The following is a 21,255-nucleotide window of genomic DNA, read 5'->3' as shown; positions in this document are numbered from 1 at the left end:
GTACCCGCCTGCAAGACTTGGCCCATGCGCATTGTGGTTCTGGCAGGCGGCATCGGCGGTGCCCGGTTCCTGCGCGGTCTCAAGCAGGCCGCGCCGGACGCGGACGTCACGGTCATCGGCAACACCGGGGACGACATTCACCTCTTCGGACTGAAGGTCTGCCCCGACCTCGACACGGTGATGTACACCCTCGGCGGCGGCATCAACGAGGAGCAGGGCTGGGGACGGGACGACGAGACGTTCCACCTCAAGCAGGAGCTCGCGGCGTACGGCGCCGGGCCCGAGTGGTTCGGGCTCGGCGACCGGGACTTCGCCACGCACATAGTACGGACGCAGATGATCAGCGCGGGCTATCCGCTGAGCGCGGTGACCGAGGCGCTCTGTGACCGGTGGCAGCCGGGCGTACGGCTGATCCCCATGACGGACGACCGGGTCGAGACCCATGTCGCCGTCGAGGTCGACGGGGAGCGCAAGGCGGTCCACTTCCAGGAGTACTGGGTGCGGCTGCGGGCCGGTGTGCCGGCCGAGGCGATCGTGCCGGTCGGGGCGGACCAGTCCAAGCCGGCGCCGGGCGTCCTGGAAGCCATCGCGGAGGCGGACGTCGTCATCTTCCCGCCCTCCAACCCGGTGGTCTCCATCGGCACGATCCTCGCCGTGCCCGGCATCCGCGAGGCGATCGCCGACGCCGGGGTGCCGGTGGTGGGCCTGTCCCCCATCGTCGGGGACGCGCCCGTGCGCGGGATGGCCGACAAGGTGCTCGCGGCCATCGGCGTGGAGTCGACGGCCTCGGCGGTCGCCGAGCACTACGGCTCGGGCCTGCTGGACGGCTGGCTGGTCGACACCGTGGACGCGGACGTGGTGGAGCGGGTGGAGGCCGCCGGGATCCGGTGCCGGGCCGTGCCGCTGATGATGACCGACGTCGACGCGACCGCGCGGATGGCCCGGGAGGCGCTGACGCTGGCCGAGGAGGTACGGGCGGTATGAACGGCGTACCTGGCGTACCTGTCGACGGTTTCCGGGTCTGGGCGGTGCCCGGGCTCCCCGAGGTGCAGCGGGGCGACGACCTCGCCAAGCTGATCGCCGCCGCCGAGCCCGCGCTGGCCGACGGGGACGTCGTCCTCGTCACCTCGAAGATCGTGTCGAAGGCGGAGGGGCGGGTGGTCCGGGCGTCCGACCGGGAAGCCGCGATCGACGCCGAGACCGTACGGGTGGTGGCGCGGCGCGGTGCGCTGAGGATCGTCGAGAACCGGCAGGGGCTGGTGATGGCCGCGGCCGGCGTCGACGCCTCCAACACCCCTTCGGGGACGGTCCTGTTGCTGCCCGAGGACCCGGACGCTTCCGCGCGGGCGATCCGGGACAGCCTGCGGGACGCCCTCGGTGTCGACGTCGGGGTCCTCGTCACCGACACCTTCGGGCGGCCCTGGCGCGCGGGGCTCACCGACGTGGCGATCGGCGCGGCCGGGGTGCGGGTGCTCGACGATCTGCGCGGCGGCACGGACGCGCACGGCAATCCGCTCAGCGCGACGGTCGTCGCCACGGCGGACGAGCTGGCCGCCGCCGGCGACCTGGTGAAGGGCAAGGCCGCCGGGCTGCCCGTCGCCGTGGTGCGCGGACTGCCGCACGTGGTGGCCGGGGAGCACGCTGAGGGCGCGCGGACCATGGTGCGCGACGCGCGCGACGACATGTTCCGGCTGGGGACCTCGGAAGCGGTACGGGCCGCGGTGACCCAGCGGCGTACGGTACGGGCCTTCACGGACGAGCCGGTCGACCCGGGGGCCGTCCGACGGGCCGTGGCCGCGGCCGTGACGGCGCCGGCGCCGCACCACACGACACCCTGGCGGTTCGTGCTGCTGGAGTCCGAGGCCGCCCGGACCGGGTTGCTGGACGCCATGCGCGAGGCCTGGATCGCCGATCTGCGGCGGGACGGGAAGAGCGAGGAGTCCATCGCCAAGCGGGTGCGGCGGGGGGACGTGCTGCGCGGCGCGCCGTACCTCGTGGTGCCGTGCCTCGTCATGGACGGGTCGCACACGTATGGCGACCCGCGCCGGGACACGGCGGAGCGGGAGATGTTCGTGGTCGCCATGGGGGCCGGCGTGCAGAACTTCCTCGTCGCGCTGGCCGGGGAGCGGCTGGGGTCGGCGTGGGTGTCGTCCACGATGTTCTGCCGTGAGGTGGTGCGGGAGGTGCTGGGGCTGCCGGAGGAGTGGGATCCGATGGGTGCGGTGGCGGTGGGGCATCCGGCGGAGGAGCCGCGGGCTCGGGGGGAGCGGGATGCCGGGGGATTTATCGCTGTGCGGTGACGCTCCGCTGGGGGGCGGGACTGAGGGGTTTGGGGTGAGGGGTTTGGGGGCGAGTGCGGGCCGGTGGGGGGTTATTGCGCAGTTCCCCGCGCCCCTGGGGGGTGGGTGGATGGCTGCGGGTTGGTGGGGGCTGGTTGCGCAGTTCCCCGCGCCCCTAATAGGTGGGTGGATGGCTGCGGGCCGGTGGGGGCTGGTCGCGCAGTTCCCCGCGCCCCTTGGGGCGGTGGGTGGCGGGGGCCGAAGGTGGGTGTGGGTTCCGTTTAGTCTCGTAGGGCATTTCCTCTACCTTCAGGGATTTATCCGTGGCAGGACGGTTCACTCCGCGGCCCACGCGTGTGACTGTGCGCGGTGGGGAGGTTGTCGTGCCCGCCGCGCGGGGTGCCGGGTCGGTGGACGCGGGGCGGGTGCGGAGGTGGGTGCCTGGGTGGCCGGTCGATCTCGGGCTGGTGCTCGGGCCGCTTCGGCGGGGGCCGGGTGATCCGACGTTCCGGGCGATGCCGGACGGGTCCGTGTGGCGGGCCAGCCTGACTCCGGTCGGGCCGGGCACGCTGCGGGTCTCCGCGGTGGGCGGTGAGGTGCGCGGGGAGGCGTGGGGGCCGGGGGCGGAGTGGCTGCTTGACCGGTTGCCGGGGATGCTGGGGGCCGATGACGACCCGGCCGCGTTCACGCCTCGGCACCGAGTGGTGGCGGGCGCCTGGCATCGGCGGCCGGGGCTTCGGCTGACGCGGACCGGGCTGGTGCTGGAGTCGTTGATTCCGTCGGTCCTGGAGCAGAAGGTCACGGCCGACGAGGCGTACCGGGCATGGCGGTTGCTGGTGCGCAAGTTCGGGGAGCCCGCGCCGGGGCCCGCCGCGGGTGGGCGGCTGTGGGTGATGCCGACGCCTCGGACCTGGGCGCTGATCCCGTCGTGGGAGTGGCATCGGGCCGGTGTCGACAACAAGCGGGCGTCGACGATTCTGCGGGCCGTCCGGGTGGCGGGGCGGATGGAGGAGGCCGTCCGGATGGAGGCGGCGGCCGCGCAGGCCCGGTTGGAGGTGCTGCCGGGGATCGGGCCGTGGACGTCGGCGGAAGTGGTGCAGCGCAGTCATGGCGCGGCGGACGCGGTGACCGTGGGCGATCTGCATCTGCCGGGGATCGTGGGGTGGGCGTTGGCCGGGGACCGGGACGCCGACGACTCGGTGATGTTGGAGTTGCTGGAGCCGTATGCGGGGCAGCGGCATCGGGCGGCCCGGTTGATCCTGCTGAGCGGGAGGGTTCCGGCCCGGCGGGCGCCGCGGATGCCGCGGGGGGACATCGGGCGGTTGTGAGCCGCCCGGCCGGTGCCTCCCGGTCCCGGCCCTCCGACGCCGGACAGGCGCGCGATGCCCGGCCCGGCGTCGCCGTTCCCGCTGCTACTGGTCCGAGGAGAACCGCACCGACCCCGCCGGGATACGCGCGTCGCACCACACCCGCATGCCGTCGCGGAGCTCGTTGTCCGCGCCGATGACCGCGCCGTCGCCGATGACCGTGTTGGTGAGGACGGAACGTTCCCCCACGCGGGCGCGGGTGCCGATGAGGGAGTCGGTGATGACGGCGCCGGGTTCGATGACGGCACCCGGGAGGATCGTCGACCCGAAGACCCTCGCCCCCTCCGCGACCAGGGCGCCCTCACCCACCACCGTGCCGCCCGTGAGCTTGGCGTCGGGCGCGACGGTGGCCGTGGGGAGGATCAGGCGGTCGGCGCCGCGGCCGGGGACCGCGGGGGACGGGGCCCGGCCCAGGACCAGGTCGGCGGAGCCGCGGACGAAGGCCGCCGGGGTGCCGAGGTCCAGCCAGTAGGTGGAGTCGACCATGCCCTGCAGGTGGGCCCCGGCCGCCAACAGGTCCGGGAACGTCTCCCGTTCCACCGAGACCGGGCGGCCCGCCGGGATCGTGTCGATGACCGAGCGGCGGAAGACGTACGCCCCCGCGTTGATCTGGTCGGTGACGATCTCCTCGGGGGTCTGGGGCTTCTCCAGGAACGCCAGGACCCTGCCCGTGTCGTCCGTGGGGACCAGGCCGTACGCACGCGGGTCGGCGACCTTGGTGAGGTGCAACGACACGTCCGCGCCCGTGGTCTCGTGGGTACGCACCAGCGCCCGGATGTCCAGGCCCGTCAGGATGTCGCCGTTGAAGATGAGGACCGGGTCGTCGGGGCCCGAGTGGAGGCGGGAGGCCACGTTGCGGATGGCGCCGCCCGTGCCGAGGGGTTCCTCCTCGGTGACGTACTCGATGTGCAGGCCCAGCGATGAGCCGTCGCCGAAGTACGGCTCGAAGACCTCGGCCAGGTACGAGGTGGCGAGCACGATGTGGTCGACGCCCGCCGCTCTCGCTCTCGCCAACTGGTGCGTGAGGAAGGGGACCCCGGCCGCGCGGACCATGGGCTTCGGCGTGTGCACCGTGAGGGGGCGCAGCCGGGTGCCCTTGCCGCCGACCAGGAGGATCGCTTCTGTCACCTGTCGTCTCCGCTTCCTGCCGGGACCGGCCGAACTGTCTTTCGGCCGGACAGTGTATGCAGACCGTTGTGCACTGCCTTCGACGGCCAGGCGGCATTCAGCCCTTTGTCCCCGTCGGCGGCGAATGTGTCCTCCAGCCAGTCGAACAGACTCCGAACACACCTTGGTGGTTCCCTGTCCGATCCGGCCTGGCGTTTCTGGTCTGGCGTCCCTGGTCTAGCGTCCCTGGTAGCGGGCCGCGGCCGTGCGGGCGGTGCCGAGCTTGCCGTAGAGCTTTCGGCCGGGGCACTCGGTGGCGAAGCCGTCCCGGTGACCGGAGATCACATTCAGTCGCACATTTTTGCCTTTTCGGTAGAGATTGCCACCACCGGACTTCAGATATGTCTTTCCGCGCGGATTGCCCCCGTGAAGGCCGAGTTTCCACGCGGTGAGCCGAGCGATGGCCGTCACGGTGGCGGCGGACGGCTTGGTGGAGCTGTAGGTGCCGAGGACGGCGATCCCCATGCTGTTGGTGTTGAAACCGAGCGTGTGTGCGCCCATGACCGGCTTCGCCACGCCCCCGGCACGTCCCTCGTAGATGTTTCCGCACTTGTCGACGAGGAAGTTGTAGCCGATGTCGCGCCAGCCCATGCTGACGACGTGGTAGCGGTAGATACCACGGATGACCGAGGGTGCCTGCGCGCACTTGTACCCATTGCCGGTCGCCGTGTGGTGGACGAAGGCCGCCTTGACCGTGTTCGTGTAGCCGAACCACTGCTCCCGCAGCTTCTCGTTCGCGCCCCAGCCGTGCCGCGTGACGATGCGCGGGCGCGGTCCGATGTACGGCTTCGCCCGCGGATACCGCGCCGACTCGCCGGTCCGCAGGACGGACAGCTCCCGCTCGGTCGCCTTGCGGTCGAGCGCGGGGATCGCGGTGGCGCCGAGGGGGACCGACAGTTCGGCGTTGGCGGCGGAGGCCTGCACGGCGGTGAGGGCGTTGTCCGGTGCGGCGGCCGGTACGGTGCCGCGACCGGCGATGCGGCCGGCGATGCGACCGGCCAGGGGCTCCGGGGCGGTGACGTGGGCTGTGGCGGCGCGGGCCCCTCTGTCCTCAGTGGCCGCGGGGGCCTTTGTGCCCTCAGCGGTCGTCCGGGCTGTGGCCGAGGCGGTGTCCTCGCCGGGGTCCACCAGTTCGAGGCGCAGGCCCGCGGGGAGGGGGGAGGTCACCGTCGCCGCGCGGGGGCCGCCGGTGGTCTCGTCGGTGTGGGGCGCCGAGGTCGCGGCGTCCGCCCGGACACGTACTTCCACACCGTCACAGTCCCCCACCCACAGCGGAGCCGTGGCGCCGCGCACCCGCCCCGAGGCGCCTTCGGCGGTGTCCGGGTCGGCCCCGTGTTCGGCGTTGTGTGTCTCGACGTCCTGCCAGTCGGACCAGGTGCCCGTGCCGACGGCGCGGGTACGGACCTGGACTCGGCCGTGGAGTTCGGTGGTGGGGTCGTCCCAGACCACGCCGACGAGCGAGAAGTGCCGCACATCCCGGCGGAGCAGGCCTTGTTCGTCGGCGCGGCCGAGGGTGCGGTCGCGGGTCAGGGGCGCCAGCGGCAGTGACTGGGTGCCGCCGGACGCCTCCGCCGTCGACCGACTGCCGGTCGCCGTGGCCGCGTTGTCCGTCGGCGCCGCGGTGGCCGCCGCACTCGCCGCAGCCGGGGTGTTCACCGCGGCCGCGGGCGGAGTCAGCGGAAGAGCCAGGGCGGCCGCACAGGTGACACCGATCGAGGAAGCAAGGAATCCACGCATGTTCCCGATCTTGGACATAGTCATGCATATCTGTCCATTGCGGAATTGACGGGCCATCGGGCGGCGTTGCGCCGAACCGGTGGCGCGGCGCAGGCCCGGGAACTCGATGCGCCCGACGGGCCCGCGTACGCTTCGGCGGGTGAACGCCACCGACCGCACCCCTGCCGACCTGCTGCGTTCCGCGCTCGCCGCGGACCCCGGACGCCCGCTGGTCACCTTCTACGACGACGCCACCGGCGAACGGGTCGAATTGTCCGTGGCCACCTTCGCCAATTGGGTGGCCAAGACCGCCAACCTGCTCCAGGGCGATCTCGCCGCCGCTCCCGGCGACCGGGTCTGCCTGTTGCTGCCCGCGCACTGGCAGACCGCGGTGTGGCTGCTGGCGTGTTCGTCGGTGGGGGTGGTCGCGGACGTCGGCGGGGATCCGGGGGCGGCCGACGTGGTGGTGAGCGGGCCGGACTCGCTGGAGGCCGCGCGGGCGTGTTCCGGGGAGCGGGTCGCCCTGGCGCTACGACCGCTCGGCGGGCGTTTCCCGCAGACCCCGGCGGGGTTCGCGGACTACGCCGTGGAAGTTCCGGGTCAGGGTGACCGGTTCGCTCCGTTCGCGCCGGTGGACCCCGAGGAGCCGGCGCTGATCACGGCCGGACGGGAGTTCAGCGGGGCGCAGGTCGTCGAGCGGGCGCGGGCGGAGGCGACGGCGGTGGGGCTGACGGGGCCCGGCTCCCGGCTGCTGTCGGGGCTGCCGTACGACACCTGGGAGGGGCTGAACGCCGGGCTGTACGCGCCACTGGCCACCGGCGGGTCCGTGGTGTTGTGCCGGAACCTGGACCACCTGGGTGAGGACGCGCTGGCGAAGCGGATCGAGAGCGAGCGCGTCACCGCGACCGCCCGGTAGACGCAGCCTCCACACCCCCCGCCGCGCGGCCCCGCGCACCCCGTCCAGCAACCTTCACCCCCCTCGTCGCGCAGCCTCCCCGTCACCCGTTCGGCTCAGTTCCACCCGCCCTCGGCGCCCCGTCCGCGCCATCGTCGTAGGAGCAGTCCGCACGACGCGCTCGTACGCGATGAGGGGTGGATCCGACGTGACCGACACCGCAGGCCCCCCCGGACGGAACGGCGCCGACGTCGGCCTCGGTCCGGGAGTGGGGGCCTCGGCCAGTGGGAGGGGGCTGTCCCGGCGGCGCAGGCGGCGGTGGTTGCGGGGGGTGGGGCTGGCCGTCGTGGTCGTGGTGCTCGCGGCGGGCGGGACCGGGTGGGCCCTCTACGCGAAGCTCGACGGCAACATCACGCCGGACGACGAGGCCGCGGCCGAGCTCGCGCGGTACGAACGGGAGCGGCCGACCGCGTTGGTGCGGGGCGCGCAGAACATCCTGGTGATCGGGTCGGACTCGCGGTCGGGGGACGGCAACCGGCGCTACGGGCGGGACTCCGGGACCGAGCGGTCCGACACGACGATCCTGCTCCATCTGTCCGCCGGGCGGCACAGCGCCACCGCCATGTCGCTGCCCCGGGACCTGATGGTGGACGTGCCGGGGTGCCGACGGCCCGACGGCAGCCGCACCGAGCCCATGTTCGCGATGTTCAACTACGCCTTCCAGGTGGGCGGTTCGGCCTGCACGGTCCGCACCGTCGAGCGGCTCACGAACATCCGCGTCGACCACTACGTGGTCCTCGACTTCCACGGGTTCAAGGACATGGTGGACGCGGTCGACGGCGTCGAGGTGTGCCTGGCCGAGCCGATCCACGACAAGGCGGCCAAACTGCGGCTCCCGGCGGGGCGGGTGAAGCTCGACGGCGAGCAGGCCCTCGGCTATGTGCGGGCGCGCAAATCGCTGGGCGACGGCAGCGACACCGACCGGATGGACCGCCAGCAGCGTTTCCTCGGCGCCCTGGTCAACAAGGTCCGCAGCAACGACGTCCTGCTCAATCCGGTGCGGCTCTACCCCGTGCTGGACGCGGCCACGTCCTCCCTCACGACGGACCCGGGACTGGCTAGCTTGCGCGGTTTGTACGAACTCGTGCGCGGGGTGCGCGACATCCCCACCGAACGTGTGCAATTCCTTACGGTGCCCCGGGAGTCGTATGTCTACAACGCCAATCGCGACCAACTCGTGGAGCCCGAGGCCGAGAAGCTCTTCGAACGGCTGCGCACGGACAAACCGGTCGTGGTGACCGCGGCCACCTCACAGAATTCAGCGACAAAAAGCCCCAATTCGGCCGCAGAGTCCAAGGGTGACCACAGCGACAACGACACCGGCACCCCCGACGCGGTGGCGTCCAAGGGTGCAAAGGCGGGCGAAAAGCGCTCGGGCGAACCCACGGGCGACGCTTCCCCCGCGCCCACGTTCCGCGGGAACACGGCCGCCGAGAACCCCTGCAAGTAAAGATTCACCCTGGTGACGAACCTTCGCCCGAGAAAATGAGCGAATTGCCCGGTTGTAGGGAAGTGGAATGCGTCACCGGCGTCGCTCGACGCCTTATCGGGCCGTTAGTGTGAGCGATCCGGTGCGTTCCAGCCACGAGGTCCGTCCTTTGGCCGTGCACCGAGTGACCGAGACCCGGGCGCCTTTTGGAGGGGGAAGGTGCCGCGTGCCCCGACGGAGGAATCTGACAACCGTGGACGCGCCAGGCCGTGGGCGGGCGGATGATATCGATCCCGCAGACCAGTGGGTGCTCAATCCGAACACCGGCGAATACGAACTGCGACTGACCCCTTCCGCACCGCAATCGACGGCGGTCCCCAGACCGCGCGCCGCCGCCCCCGTCGAGGGGGGCACGACACGCGGCCGTACCGCGTCGCCCGCGGCTCCCGGCCGCGATGTCCCGCCGCCGCGCAGGCGCCGTGGCACGCCGGTCGAGGAACCGCTGCCGGGTCGGCGCGGACGCCGGCCGGTCAAGAAGACGTCGAAGGCCAAGAAGGCCCTGCTGTGGACCGGCGGCACGATGGCGTTCGTGCTGGTGGCCGGGGCGGGCGGCGCCTACCTCTACATCGAGCACCTCAACGGCAACATAACCTCGGTCTCCGACGACGGCGCGAGCACCGGCGGCTTCCAGAAGGACAAGGCGATCAACATCCTGTTGATCGGCACGGACAAGCGCACGGGCGCGGGCAACGAGGGCTACGGCGACGCCGGCAGCGTCGGGCACGCGGACACCACGATCCTGCTGCACGTCTCCAAGGACCGTTCGAACGCGACCGCGCTCAGCATCCCGCGTGACCTGATCGTCGACGTCCCCGACTGCCCCACCACGCAGGAGGACGGCACCCAGAAGATCATCCCCGGCACCCCCGGGGTCCGCTTCAACACGAGCCTCGGCCAGGACGACCGGACGCCCAGCTGTACCGCGCGCACCGTCACCGAGCTGACCGGGGTCAAGCCGGACAACTTCATGGTCGCCGACTTCAACGCGGTCAAGACGCTGACCACGGCGGTCGGCGGCGTCGACGTGTGTCTCGCCAAGGACCTCAAGGACCCGGACTCGCATCTGGACCTGAAGCAGGGGACGCAGCACATCTCGGGCGAGACCGCGCTCGCGTTCGTGCGCACCCGGCACGCCGTGGGATTCGGCGGTGACCTCAGCCGGATCGGGCTGCAACAGCAGTTCCTCAGCGCGCTGATGCGGAAGCTGAAGTCCAACGACACCCTGACCAGCCCGTCGAAGATGATCAAGCTGGCGGAGGCGGGCACCAAGGCGCTGACCGTCGACTCCCAGCTGGACAGCATCAACAAGCTGAAGGACCTCGGCCTGGAGCTGGGCAAGCTCAACGTGAAGAACCTGACGTTCACCACCGTGCCGGTGATCGACAACCCGGCGGAGAAGGTCAAGGCGACCGTCGTCGTCAACCCGTCGACGGGTCAGCAGGTCTTCGACATGATCAAGAACGATGTGTCGTTCACCGAGGTCAAGGACCAGAAGAAGAAGGAGGCGGCCGCCGTGGCCGCCCGTCTGAAGGGCGCCAAGTCGGCCGCGTCGGAGGTGCGGGTGCGCATCTTCAACGGCGGCGCGGTGGCCGGCAGCGCGCAGGCGGAGCTCGAGTACCTGCAGAACGACGAGGGCGTGGTGAAGTCCGAGAACGCCGGCAACGCGCCCGCGGAGCTGGCCAAGACCACCCTCGAGTACGCTCCCGACCAGGCCGACCAGGCACGTCGGCTCGCGGACATCATGGGATTGTCCGGGTCGGCGATGAAGCCGGGCAAGAGCGTCACCAACTCCCAGGGCCTGCCGACGATGACACTGACGCTGGGCAAGGACTTCGAGGATGCCGGTGTCTCGCTCACCGCTCCGACGAAGGCGCCGGAGGGGGTCCAGAAGTCCACGGCTGACAAGGTCGAGTGCGCCAAGTGACCTGACGGGCCTGTCGTACGTCTATAGGGACGTACGACAGGCCCGTTCGATGGTGCGAGGGTGGGGAGACAGGGGAGATGACGCGCAGCAGCGTGCATGGGGAGGGAACCCGACCGGACGTCCGGCAGGACGCCGCGGGTCGGGAGGGCGGCCGCCGTGGGGACGGCGGGACCCGTCGGCGCAACGGGCGTTCCGGCGATGAGGCGGGAGGCGGGGACGGCTCCGGCAGACGCGGCACGGGGGAAGGACGCGGAACCGGGGGCGGACGCGGCGGACGGCGGGGCGCACCGCCCGTGCGCAAGCACCGGGTGCTGCGCTGGTCGGCGACGACCCTCGCGGTGCTGATACTCGGCACGGCCGGCGCCGGGTACCTCTACTACGAGCACCTCAACGGCAACATCCAGAAGGGCAAGCGCAGCGGCGGCGACTCCACGGCCCGCAAGGCGGAGCCCAACGCGGCCGGGCAGACGCCGATGAACATCCTGCTGATCGGCTCGGACAGTCGTAACTCCGACGCGAACGTGGCGCTCGGCGGCAGCAGGGACAACCGCGGCAACCCGCCGCTGGGCGATGTGCAGATGCTCATCCACCTGTCCGCGGACCGCAAGAGCGCGGCGGTGGTCAGCATTCCGCGTGACACCCGGGTCGACATCCCCAATTGCGAGGACCCGGACACCGGCGAGAAGTTCCCGGCGACCAACAAGATCATCAACGAGTCGCTGGCCCGCGGTGGCGCCGGCTGCACGCTGACCACCTGGGAGAACCTCACCGGGATCTACATCGACCACTGGATGACGATCGACTTCGCCGGCGTGGTCAGCATGGCCGACGCCATCGGCGGCGTCGAGGTGTGCGTGGACCAGAACGTGTGGGACCGCCCGCTGCCCCGCGTGCCCGGTGGCTCCGGGCTGAAGCTGAAGGCGGGGAAGACCAAGGTCCAGGGCAAGCAGGCGCTGCAGTGGCTGCGTACCCGGCACGCCTGGGGCAGTGACCCGCTGCGGGCGCGGGCCCAGCACATGTACATGAACTCGATGATCCGCACGCTGAAGGGCCAGAACGCCTTCACCGACACCGGCCGTCTGATGAACCTGGCCGAGGCGGCCACCAAGTCCCTGAAGGTCTCCGAGGAGATCGGCACGGTGAAGAAGTTGTACGACCTCGGGATGCAGCTCAAGACGGTTCCCACGGACCGCATCACCATGACGACGATGCCGACCGTGCAGGACCCCAAGGACGCCAACCACCTGCTGCCCGCCGGCGCCGACGCCGACAAGATGTGGGCGATGCTCCGGGACGACATACCCTTCGACAACAAGGGTGACAAGGGCGCGAAGACGGACGGGACGTCGGACGCGAAGCAGCCCGCGAGCGAGAAGGCCTCCGCGGACCCCGCCGCGGCGAAGGACCAGATCGGTGTCCTGGTGACCAACGCCACCCGCACCGCCACTCTCGGTCCGGTGTCCGGCCGCGCGGGCGCGATCGCCCAGGAGCTCGTCGGGAAGGGCTTCACGAAGGCGGCCCGGGACTCCTCGGTGGCGCTCTCCGAGGAGTCGACGGTGGTGCGCTACCCGAGCGCCGAACTGGAGGGCGACGCCCAGGCGGTCGCGAAATCCCTCGGGATTCCTGTGAGTTCGGTGAAGAAGTCGACAGACGTGTCCGGGGTCACGGTCGTCGTCGGCGCCGACTGGCGTACCGGCACGGAGTATCCGAAGCCGAAGGCTCCCAAGGCCGGTGACCTGCCCGGAAGCTCGGATGCCATCAACGGCTCGGACAGCGGTCAGTGCATGCCCGTCTATCAGCCCTACCGCTGGTAGTCCAACTCCCTCGCCACTCAATCCCCAGAAAATTCACTGGCCGCCGAAGTGTGCGGATAGTGTGAGCGGTCCAGTGATCCCCGGCCACGAGATCTGGCCCAGACGGAGGATTCCGACAACGGTGGACACGCAAGGCCGTGGGCGGGCGGAGAACGTCGACCCCGCAGACCAGTGGGTGTTAAACCCGCAGACCGGCGAATACGAACTGCGACTGGACGATTCCACACAGCAGTTGGCAGCCGCGCCGCAGTCGGCTGTGCCCCGGCCCCGGGGGGCGGGTGCCGGCCGTACGGCGCCGCCCTCGTCCCCCGGGCGCAAGGTACCGCCCCCGCGCGGAGGCGCGGGGGCGCCCGAGGATCTGCTGCCGGGGCGGCGCGGTCGCCGGCCGGTCAAGAAGGCGTCCAAGGCCAAGAAGGCCCTGTTGTGGACCGGCGGCACCATGGCGTTCGTCATGGTCGCCGCCGCGGGCGCCGGCTACCTCTACCTCCGGCACCTGGAGGGCAACGTCCAGACGACCGACGTCGGTGACGCGGGCGCCGGTGACTTCAAGAAGGACGAGGCCTTCAACATCCTCGTCATCGGCACCGACAAGCGCACCGGCGAGGGCAACGGGGGCTACGGCGACAAGGGCAGCGTGGGCCACGCCGACACGACGATCCTGCTGCACGTCTCCAAGGACCGCTCCAACGCGACCGCGCTCAGCATCCCGCGTGACCTGATCGTCGACATCCCCGACTGCCCCACCACGCAGGAGGACGGCACCAAGACGACCGTGCCCGGGCTGCGGGGCGTCCGGTTCAACAGGAGCCTCGGTGAGGCGGGCCGGGACCCCGGCTGCACCATGCGCACGGTGACGGAGAACACCGGCATCCGGGTGGACCACTTCATGATGGCCGACTTCAACGCGGTCAAGACGCTGACCTCGGCGGTGGACGGCGTCAAGGTGTGCGTGACGAAGGCGGTCGACGACAAGGAGTCGAAGCTCGTCCTGCCGAAGGGCGAGTCCACCGTCGAGGGCGAGCAGGCCCTCGCCTTCCTGCGCACCCGCCACAGCTTCGGCAATCAGGGCGACCTGGACCGTATCAAGGTGCAGCAGCAGTTCCTGGGCTCGCTGATGCGCAAGATGGCCTCCGGCGACACCCTCACCAGCCCGAGGAAGCTGCTGAAGCTGGCCGAGGCCGCCACCGAGGCGCTGACCGTGGACAGCGCGATCGGTGACGTCGGCACGCTCAAGGACATGGCCCTGGAGCTGAAGAAGGTACCGACGAAGAACATCACCTTCACCACGACCCCGGTGCGGGACAACCCCACCGAGAAGGTCAGGGCGACGGTGATCTTCGACGAGTCCGCGGCACCCCAGGTCTTCCAGATGATCAAGGACGACGTGTCGTTCACCGAGGTCAAGGCCCAGAAGAAGAAGGAGAAGGCGGAGGTCGCCGCGCGCCTCAAGGGCACCAAGGCGGACGCCTCGCAGGTGCGGGTGCGCATCCTCAACGGCGGTGCGGCGGCCGGCAGCGCGCAGAAGGAACTCGGTTATCTGCAGAACAGCGAGGGCGTCGGCAGGTCGGAGAACGCGGGCAACTCGCAGACCACGCAGGCGAAGACAACCTTGGAGTACGGCCCCGACCAGGCCGACCAGGCACGCCGGCTCGCCGACATCATGGGCCTGTCCGGGTCCGCGATGAAGCCGGGCAAGAGCGTCACCAACTCCCAGGGCCTGCCCACGATGACCCTGATCCTCGGCGAGGACTTCACGGGCGCGGGCATCAAGCTCGACGCGTCCTCGGCCAAGACCCCGAACGTGCCCAGGTCCACGGCGGACAAGGTGCAGTGCGCCGGCTGAGCGGGTGAGCCGGTCCGTGGGCCGACCGTTCAGCCGGTCGAGCGGGTGAACGGACCGGGCGGGCCGGGCGGGCCGTGACCCGCACGGCCCGTCCCGGTCCGCGTCCGCTCTCCGCCCCGGTCCCCGTAAGCTCTCCGCCCGGTCCGCGTCAGCGCTCCCCCGGGCCGCCGTCAGGCGGAGGTGGCCTCCGCGTGGACCGCCGGGCGGCGCGACGCGATGACCCGCTTCGCCAGCGACTTCGGGCTGGTCAGAAAGCCCCAGCCCCACGACATGTGCATGGTGGCGAGGGCGACGGGGATCTGCAGCCGGGCCTTCAACGGCAGCCCCTTGCCCGCCGGCACGGACCCGAGGGCGATCGCCGCGAGGTAGCCGCCGGGGATCACGAAGCCCCACGGGGTCAGCGCGGCGCCGACCACGATCCCCGCCGCGATCGCGCACACCGCGGTCGGCGGGGCGAGGTACCGCAGGTTGATGGAGCCCTGGTGGTAGCGGGCGACGACGTGCCGCCAACGGCCGTAGTCCTTGTACTGCTTGGCCAGCGCCCGCACCGACGGCCTGGGCCGGTACGACACCTTCAAGTCCGGCGAGAACCAGATCCGTCCGCCCGCCTCCCGGATCCGGAAGTTGAGCTCCCAGTCCTGGGCGCGGATGAACTCCTCGTTGTAGCCGCCCTGCTGCTCCAGCGCCGCACGCCGGAACACCCCGAGGTACACCGTCTCCGCCTCGCAGGCCGCGCCCCCGGTGTGGAAGACGGCGTTGCCGACCCCGATCTTCGAGGTCATGGCGGCGGCGACCGCGTGCTCCCAGTCGTTCTCACCCTCGGCGTGCATGATGCCGCCGACGTTCTGCGCGCCGGTCTCCTCGAGGAGCCGTACGGCGGTGGTGATGTAGTCCGGCGAGAGCATGCCGTGCCCGTCGACGCGGACCACGATCGGATGGCGGGAGGCCTTGATCGCGGCGTTCAGCGCGGCGGGCGTGCGGCCGGTCGGGTTCGGGACGGTGACCACACGTTTGTTCGTGTGGGACGCGGTTTCCGCGACGAGCTCGGCCGCGATCTCGTCCGTACGGTCCGTGGACGGACCGAGGGCGATCACCACCTCCATCTCGCCGGCGTACTCCTGCGTGAGGATCGCTTGGACGGCTCCGCGCAGATGCCGTTCCTCGTTGAGGACGGGCATGATCACAGACACGGCGGGGAGCTGCACGTCGGGCTTGGCGTTCATAGGGGGCTCACGTTACCGCGAACGGGGGACACCAGTGCGACCCTCCCGGGGCGGCGCCCGTGGTCGCAGATCGTATGGACCTACGGTGCTCACGATCCCACGTTCGGCCCCAGCGGAGGTGTCCCGCCATGCCCACGCCGCCCCGCCGCTCCCCCGCACCGGCGCAGCGCAGCCCCCAGCCGCGCCGCCGCCCGCAGCGGTCCGCCGTACGGCGGAAAAGGCCGCGTTGGGCCATGCGGACGGTGACCACGCTGTCGGTGGTCGTCCTCGCGTCCGCCGGGATCGGTCACACGGTGGTCACGAGCATCGACGCGGACATCGCCCGGGTCGACCCCTTCAAGGACATGAAGAACCGGCCGCGGGCCGGTCACGGCATGAACGTGCTGCTGGTCGGCACGGACGGACGGGACAAGATCACGGAGGCCGAGCGGCGCAGGTACCGGCTCGGCGGCGCCCCCTGCCACTGCACCGACACGATCATGATCGTGCACATCTCGGACGACCGTGAGCGGGCCAGCGTCGTGAGCCTGCCCCGCGACTCGTACGCCGTGGCGCCCGCGCACACCGACCGGATCACCGGGCAGCGGCACGGCGGTCACCCCATCAAGATCAACGCGGCGTACGCGGAGGGCGGCCCGAACCTGACCGTGCGCACGGTCGAGGCCATGACCCATGTGAAGATCGATCACTACCTGGAGATCGACTTCACCAGCTTCATGAAGACGGTGGACGTCCTCGGCGGCGTGAAGATCTGCACCGTCGACCACCTGCGGGACACCTACACCGGCCTCGACCTGCCGCCCGGCGCGCACACCCTGCGCGGGGGCCAGGCCCTCCAGTACGTCCGCGCCCGGCATGTCGACGCCTCCTCCGACCTGGGCCGGATGCAGCGCCAACAGCGTTTCATGGCCGCCCTGATCGAGCGGGCGACCTCCTCCGGGATCCTTCTCAACCCGATGAAGTTCAGGGACGTCACCCTGGCCGTCCTGGGATCCGTACGCGCCGACAAGGGCTTCGGCACGGGCGAACTGCTGGACCTGGGCCGGGCGATGCGCAACTTCTCCCCGTCGTCCTCGGAGTTCACGACGGTCCCGATCGGGCAGATGGCGTACCTCGCGAAGGGCGTCGGTTCCACCCTGAAATGGGATGAGAGGAAGGCCGAGCGGCTCTTCCGGTCCCTGCGCGAGGACCAGCCCCTGTCCGCGCACCGCACGAAGCGCGAGGCGGTGCGGGTGCCGGTGGCCCCGCAGCAGATCCGCGTCCAGGTGGAGAACGGGACGCACACCGCCGGCCTCGGTGCCCGGGTGGACACGGCACTGGCGGCGGCCGGATTCCGTACGACGCACCGGCCCATGGACGCGGCCGACCGTTCCGTGCGGCGGACCGTCGTCGCCTACGACCCCCGCTGGGACCGCTCGGCGAAGTCACTGGCGACCGCCCTTCCCGGCAGTGAGCTGCGGGCGGTGAACGGGCTGGGAGCGACGCTGAAGGTGATCGCGGGCACGGACTTCCGGCAGGTGCGCGAGGTGCGGGCCGAGGACCCGTATCAGGGCGAGTTCGGTGTGATGCGGGGGGACGACGCGGTGTGCTCGTAGGTCCTCGTCCCTTTGGTGCCGTCCGCCCCATGGCGGAGGGGGCCGAGCAGGCGTAGGACGGAGGTGCGGGAGCCGATCCCGCGGTTCCCGCCACCGAAGGAGGAACCATGGCACAGCCAACCACCACCGCCCTCAGCAAGGAGATGCAGGACTGCGTCGAGGCGTGCATGGCCTGTCACAGCGCGTGCGAGGAGACGATGAGCTCCTGTATGCAGAAGGGCGGCCAGGCCCAGATGCAGGTCATGCGCGCGCTGATCGACTGTTCCGAGACGACCCGTATGTGCTCGGACATGATGATGCGCCGTTCCCCGATGTCGGCCGAGATGTGCGCCCTGTGCGCCAAGGCCTGTGACATGTGTGCCGAGGCCTGCATGTCGATGCCCGACGACCCCCAGATGATGGCGTGCGCCCAGGCCTGCCGCCGCTGCGCCGAGACCTGCCGCGCGATGGCGGGCGCCACGATGTGAGGACCCGCCCACCGGGCCGGGGACACCTCGCGGGGTGCCCCCGGTCTCGAGCCCGCCGAAGCCGAGAGGGGCCTCCCGGGCTGGCTAGGAGAACAGCGGCCGCAACGCTTCCGCCAGGTCCGCCGGGCCGCGGAAGTGGAGCGGGCGCATGCCCACGGCGGCTGCCGCCTCGACGTTCTCCTCGCTGTCGTCGACGAACAGACAGCGGTCCGGACGGACGGCGGCCAGGGACGCGGCGAGCCGGTAGATGCGCGGGTCCGGCTTGACCATGCCGACGCGGGCGCTGTTGACGACGTGGTCCGCGAGGTCGGTCAGCCCCAGCGCGGCGAGGTCGTCCTCCAGGCGGAGGGTGGCGTTGCTGACGAGGACCAGGGGGAGATGGCTGCGCGCCCGGCGCAGCAGGGACACCACCTCGGCGTCCGCCTTGAACGGCGACTCCAGCAGGGTGGTGCCCAGCTCCCAGGCCGTCGGCTCGGGCACCAGCCCGTCCAGGCCGTCGGCGATGGACCGCACCCACTCCTGCGCGTCGATCCGCCCCAGCAGCAGCGGCAGAATGGTCTCCGGTGCGAAGGCCACCTTCATGGTGGTGCCCTCGGCCAGGTCGGCGGTGCGTTCCAGGGCGTTCAGCCTGGAGGAGTCGTAGAAGCGGATCACGTTGTCGACGTCGCAGAGCACCGCGTCGAAGGGCGCTCCGCCGCTCGGGTCGGTCACTCGACCGTGACCTTCTCGTCGTCGTTCAGCTCCTGGACCAGGGTCTTCACCTTGGCCTTGTCCCAGACGAGGTTGCCGCCCGTGGAGCCGGAGATCGGCATGTTCATCGACTTGCCGTCGCCGCCGTTGACGCCCTTCATCGCCCAGAACATCTTGCCCAGGTCGTACAGGCCCATGTCCTTGTCGACGATCAGCGAGTCCAGGCCCGCGCCCATCGTCGGGTACAGCTTGAACGGGTTGAGGATGGTGCTCGGGGTGGCGACCTGGCTGGCGAGCGCGTTCAGGAACTTCTGCTGGTTCTTCGTACGGTCCAGGTCGGAGCCGGCCAGCGCGTACCGGGTACGGACGAAGGCGAGGGCCTCCTCGCCGTTCAGGGTCTGCGTGCCCTTCTTGAAGTCCGCGCCGGACTTCTTGTCCTTGATGTCCTGCGGGATGTCGATATCGACGCCGCCGACCGCGTCCACGATGTTCGCGAAGCCGGCGAAGCCGATCTCCACGTAGTGGTCGATGTGCAGGCCGGTGTTGAACTCGACGGTGCGCACCAGCAGCTCGGGACCGTCCTCGGCGTACGCCGCGTTCAGCTTCACGTGCCGGCCCGTGCCCGGGTACGACTTGCCGGACTCGGAGCCCTTGTAACTGGGTATCTCCACGTCCGAGTCACGGGGAAGGGAGACCAGGGTGTCGCCGTTGCTGCCGACGTGCAGCAGCATCATCGAGTCGGTGCGCTTGCCCTCGGCGGAGCCGGTGTGCAGCTTCTTCTTCTCGTCCGCGGACATGCCCGCGCGGCTGTCGGAGCCGACGATCAGGTAGTTGGTGCCGGCGCCCGCCTCCGGCCGGTCGATGACCTTGGAGAGATCGACCTCGCGGTTGAGCTTGGAGTCGGCCCAGAAGTACGTGGCGACGGTCGTCACGACCAGCACGGTCGTCACGGTGATGGCCGTCCACTTGATACGGCGGCGCCAGTTCGGCGCGGGGCGCGGCCCTCTGCCGGGGCTGCCGGGGCCTCCCGGGCCACCGCCGCCGTAGACCTGGCCCGTGTTGTAGCCGCTGTCGTAGCCGCTGTCATACCCGTTGCCGTAGGCGTTGCCGTCGCCGCCGTCGACGTACGACGGCTGCCGCGGGACCCCGCCGTACTGCTGGCCCGCCTGGCCGGGACCGTAGCCGCCCTGGCCGGGCGGCGCCGCCGGGCCGCGGCGGACCTGCCGCATCACACGGGCGCTCTCGGGCTGCGCGCCTGCGCTGCCGCGTCCGTACCGGCTGCCGCGGTTGTCGGGTGCCTCGGGCCAATCGTTCATGGGCCCCAGTGTGCCGGGCGAAGGTACGTCCCTTACAAGGTTCGTCGGAAAATAAGGGCAACCCTGTTGCGAAGCTGACACAAAACACGCCGCCCTCCACCCGACAAAGCGGACGGAGGGCGAACGGAGCAGCGAGCGCGTGGCTGCGGAGCGTGAGTTACGGCAGGTTGCGGGCCATGACGATGCGCTGGACCTGGTTCGTGCCCTCGTATATCTGCGTGATCTTCGCGTCGCGCATCATCCGCTCCACCGGGTAGTCCCGGGTGTAGCCGTAGCCGCCGAGCAGCTGGACCGCGTCCGTGGTGACCTCCATCGCGACGTCGGAGGCGAAGCACTTGGCCGCCGCGCCCTGGAAGGTGAGGCCCCCTTCTCCACCTCCGGCGGCGACGCGCTCGGACTTGGCCGCCGCGGCGTAAGTCAGCTGGCGGGCCGCCTCGATCTTCATGGCCATGTCGGCGAGCATGAACTGGATGCCCTGGAAGTCGGCGATCGGCTTGCCGAACTGCTTGCGCTCCTGGACGTAGCCCTTGGCGTAGTCCAGCGCGCCCTGGGCGATGCCGAGGGCCTGGGCGGCGATGGTGATGCGGGTGTGGTCCAGGGTCTTCATCGCCGTCGCGAAGCCGGTGCCCTCCTCGCCGATCATGCGGTCCGCGGGGATGCGGACGTTGTCGAGGTAGACCTCGCGGGTCGGGGAGCCCTTGATGCCGAGCTTCTTCTCGGGGGCGCCGAAGGACACACCCTCGTCCGACTTCTCGACGACGAAGGCGGAGATGCCCTTGCTGCGCTTCTCGGGGTCGGTGACCGCCATCACCGTGTAGTACTCGGACTCGCCCGCGTTGGTGATCCAGCGCTTCACGCCGTTGAGGACGTAGTGGTCGCCGTCACGGACGGCCTTCGTCTTCATGCCGGCCGCGTCGGAGCCCGCGTCCGGCTCGGACAGGGCGTACGAGAACATCGCGTCGCCCTTGGCGAGCGGACCCAGGTACTTCTTCTTCAGGTCCTCGGAGCCGGAGAGGATCACCGGGAGCGAGCCCAGCTTGTTCACGGCCGGGATCAGGGAGGAGGAGGCGCAGACCCGGGCGACCTCCTCGATCACGATGACCGTGGCCAGCGCGTCGGCTCCGCCGCCGCCGTACTCCTCCGGTACGTGCACGGCGTGCAGGTCGTTGGCCACGAGCGCGTCGAGTGCCTCCTGCGGGAAGCGGGCCTCCTCGTCCACCGCGGCGGCGTACGGCGCGATCTTCGCCTCGGCCAGTGAACGGATCGCGTCCCGGAGCATGTCGTGCTCCTCGGACGGGCGGTACAGGTCGAAATCAGCCGATCCGGCCAAGGTCTCTCACGCTCCAAAGACGCTGTGATGCTGGCGCTAATTACCGTTAAGTAACTCAAATTTTAAGGGCCCGCCCACCT

The 21,255-nt window shown here is 70.7% G+C and carries 16 protein-coding genes; 10 read left to right on the top strand and 6 right to left on the bottom strand.

Annotated elements, in window-relative coordinates:
• Positions 1 to 24 precede the first annotated feature (24 nt).
• From cofD to ACFYRY_RS38305, 3 genes are all read left to right on the top strand, one after another.
• The gene (gene cofD, locus ACFYRY_RS38315; protein WP_389156652.1) at positions 25 to 984 is read left to right on the top strand and encodes a 2-phospho-L-lactate transferase; all 960 of its coding nucleotides are present in this window, start codon (positions 25 to 27) and stop codon (positions 982 to 984) included.
• The gene (locus tag ACFYRY_RS38310) at positions 981 to 2,300 is read left to right on the top strand and encodes a coenzyme F420-0:L-glutamate ligase (RefSeq protein WP_389156649.1); all 1,320 of its coding nucleotides are present in this window, start codon (positions 981 to 983) and stop codon (positions 2,298 to 2,300) included. Before cofD ends, ACFYRY_RS38310 begins: the two co-directional genes overlap by 4 nt.
• Before the next feature lie 302 nt (positions 2,301 to 2,602).
• The gene (locus tag ACFYRY_RS38305) at positions 2,603 to 3,607 is read left to right on the top strand and encodes a DNA-3-methyladenine glycosylase family protein (RefSeq protein ID WP_389156646.1); all 1,005 of its coding nucleotides are present in this window, start codon (positions 2,603 to 2,605) and stop codon (positions 3,605 to 3,607) included.
• An 84-nt stretch (positions 3,608 to 3,691) separates the two neighbouring features.
• On the opposite strand, the gene ACFYRY_RS38300 is transcribed toward ACFYRY_RS38305, so the two are convergent.
• Positions 3,692 to 4,774 carry a sugar phosphate nucleotidyltransferase gene (locus ACFYRY_RS38300; RefSeq protein WP_389156643.1) on the bottom strand — a complete coding sequence of 361 codons (1,083 nt, stop codon included), beginning with the start codon at positions 4,772 to 4,774 and terminating at the stop codon, positions 3,692 to 3,694.
• Positions 4,775 to 4,990: 216 nt separating this feature from the next.
• Positions 4,991 to 6,568: an N-acetylmuramoyl-L-alanine amidase gene (locus ACFYRY_RS38295; RefSeq protein WP_389156728.1), complete on the bottom strand. Its 1,578-nt coding sequence runs from the start codon at positions 6,566 to 6,568 to the stop codon at positions 4,991 to 4,993.
• Between the two features lie 121 nt (positions 6,569 to 6,689).
• Here ACFYRY_RS38295 and ACFYRY_RS38290 point away from each other — a divergent pair, with 121 nt between their 5' ends.
• From ACFYRY_RS38290 to ACFYRY_RS38270, 5 genes are all read left to right on the top strand, one after another.
• Positions 6,690 to 7,445 carry a TIGR03089 family protein gene (locus ACFYRY_RS38290; protein ID WP_389156640.1) on the top strand — a complete coding sequence of 252 codons (756 nt, stop codon included), beginning with the start codon at positions 6,690 to 6,692 and terminating at the stop codon, positions 7,443 to 7,445.
• Between the two features lie 187 nt (positions 7,446 to 7,632).
• A complete protein-coding gene (locus tag ACFYRY_RS38285) occupies positions 7,633 to 8,934 on the top strand; it encodes an LCP family protein (protein WP_389156637.1) in 1,302 nt (433 codons plus the stop codon).
• 232 nt (positions 8,935 to 9,166) lie between these two features.
• Positions 9,167 to 10,897, top strand: coding sequence for an LCP family protein (locus tag ACFYRY_RS38280; protein ID WP_389156634.1), 1,731 nt, complete (start codon positions 9,167 to 9,169; stop codon positions 10,895 to 10,897).
• A 77-nt stretch (positions 10,898 to 10,974) separates the two neighbouring features.
• Positions 10,975 to 12,711, top strand: coding sequence for an LCP family protein (locus tag ACFYRY_RS38275; RefSeq protein ID WP_389156631.1), 1,737 nt, complete (start codon positions 10,975 to 10,977; stop codon positions 12,709 to 12,711).
• Positions 12,712 to 12,832: 121 nt separating this feature from the next.
• Positions 12,833 to 14,554, top strand: a complete 1,722-nt coding sequence (locus ACFYRY_RS38270; RefSeq protein ID WP_389156629.1) for an LCP family protein — start codon at positions 12,833 to 12,835, stop codon at positions 14,552 to 14,554.
• A gap of 170 nt (positions 14,555 to 14,724) precedes the next feature.
• On the opposite strand, the gene ACFYRY_RS38265 is transcribed toward ACFYRY_RS38270, so the two are convergent.
• Positions 14,725 to 15,777, bottom strand: coding sequence for a glycosyltransferase family 2 protein (locus tag ACFYRY_RS38265; protein WP_389156626.1), 1,053 nt, complete (start codon positions 15,775 to 15,777; stop codon positions 14,725 to 14,727).
• A gap of 128 nt (positions 15,778 to 15,905) precedes the next feature.
• On the opposite strand from ACFYRY_RS38265, the gene ACFYRY_RS38260 reads away from it, so the two are divergent.
• Together ACFYRY_RS38260 and ACFYRY_RS38255 are read left to right on the top strand one after the other, a co-directional pair.
• Positions 15,906 to 17,372, top strand: coding sequence for an LCP family protein (locus ACFYRY_RS38260; RefSeq protein WP_389156624.1), 1,467 nt, complete (start codon positions 15,906 to 15,908; stop codon positions 17,370 to 17,372).
• Positions 17,373 to 17,479: 107 nt separating this feature from the next.
• Positions 17,480 to 17,839 (top strand): four-helix bundle copper-binding protein, encoded by a 360-nt coding sequence (locus tag ACFYRY_RS38255; protein ID WP_389156621.1) that lies wholly within the window; start codon positions 17,480 to 17,482, stop codon positions 17,837 to 17,839.
• An 84-nt stretch (positions 17,840 to 17,923) separates the two neighbouring features.
• Here the strand turns inward: ACFYRY_RS38255 and ACFYRY_RS38250 are convergent, their stop codons facing one another.
• From ACFYRY_RS38250 to ACFYRY_RS38240, 3 genes are all read right to left on the bottom strand, one after another.
• A complete protein-coding gene (locus tag ACFYRY_RS38250) occupies positions 17,924 to 18,550 on the bottom strand; it encodes an HAD-IA family hydrolase (protein WP_389156619.1) in 627 nt (208 codons plus the stop codon).
• The gene (locus ACFYRY_RS38245; protein ID WP_389156616.1) at positions 18,547 to 19,845 is read right to left on the bottom strand and encodes an LCP family protein; all 1,299 of its coding nucleotides are present in this window, start codon (positions 19,843 to 19,845) and stop codon (positions 18,547 to 18,549) included. Before ACFYRY_RS38245 ends, ACFYRY_RS38250 begins: the two co-directional genes overlap by 4 nt.
• A gap of 157 nt (positions 19,846 to 20,002) precedes the next feature.
• Positions 20,003 to 21,175 (bottom strand): acyl-CoA dehydrogenase family protein, encoded by a 1,173-nt coding sequence (locus ACFYRY_RS38240; RefSeq protein WP_389156613.1) that lies wholly within the window; start codon positions 21,173 to 21,175, stop codon positions 20,003 to 20,005.
• Positions 21,176 to 21,255: the final 80 nt, after the last annotated feature.

This window comes from Streptomyces sp. NPDC005263 (assembly GCF_042872365.1).
Taxonomy (GTDB): Bacteria; Actinomycetota; Actinomycetes; order Streptomycetales; family Streptomycetaceae; genus Streptomyces.
The sequence above is the reverse complement of the archived record's forward strand: the minus strand, read 5'-3'. Positions and strand labels throughout refer to the sequence as shown.

Coding starts and splice junctions, on each gene's coding strand:
- ACFYRY_RS38295 (WP_389156728.1), bottom strand. CDS start 6,568: ATGTCCAAGATCGGGAACATGCGTGGATTCCTTGCTTCCTCGATCGGT.
- ACFYRY_RS38275 (WP_389156631.1), top strand. CDS start 10,975: ATGACGCGCAGCAGCGTGCATGGGGAGGGAACCCGACCGGACGTCCGG.
- ACFYRY_RS38310 (WP_389156649.1), top strand. CDS start 981: ATGAACGGCGTACCTGGCGTACCTGTCGACGGTTTCCGGGTCTGGGCG.
- ACFYRY_RS38265 (WP_389156626.1), bottom strand. CDS start 15,777: ATGAACGCCAAGCCCGACGTGCAGCTCCCCGCCGTGTCTGTGATCATG.
- ACFYRY_RS38260 (WP_389156624.1), top strand. CDS start 15,906: ATGCCCACGCCGCCCCGCCGCTCCCCCGCACCGGCGCAGCGCAGCCCC.
- ACFYRY_RS38245 (WP_389156616.1), bottom strand. CDS start 19,845: ATGAACGATTGGCCCGAGGCACCCGACAACCGCGGCAGCCGGTACGGA.
- cofD (WP_389156652.1), top strand. CDS start 25: ATGCGCATTGTGGTTCTGGCAGGCGGCATCGGCGGTGCCCGGTTCCTG.
- ACFYRY_RS38255 (WP_389156621.1), top strand. CDS start 17,480: ATGGCACAGCCAACCACCACCGCCCTCAGCAAGGAGATGCAGGACTGC.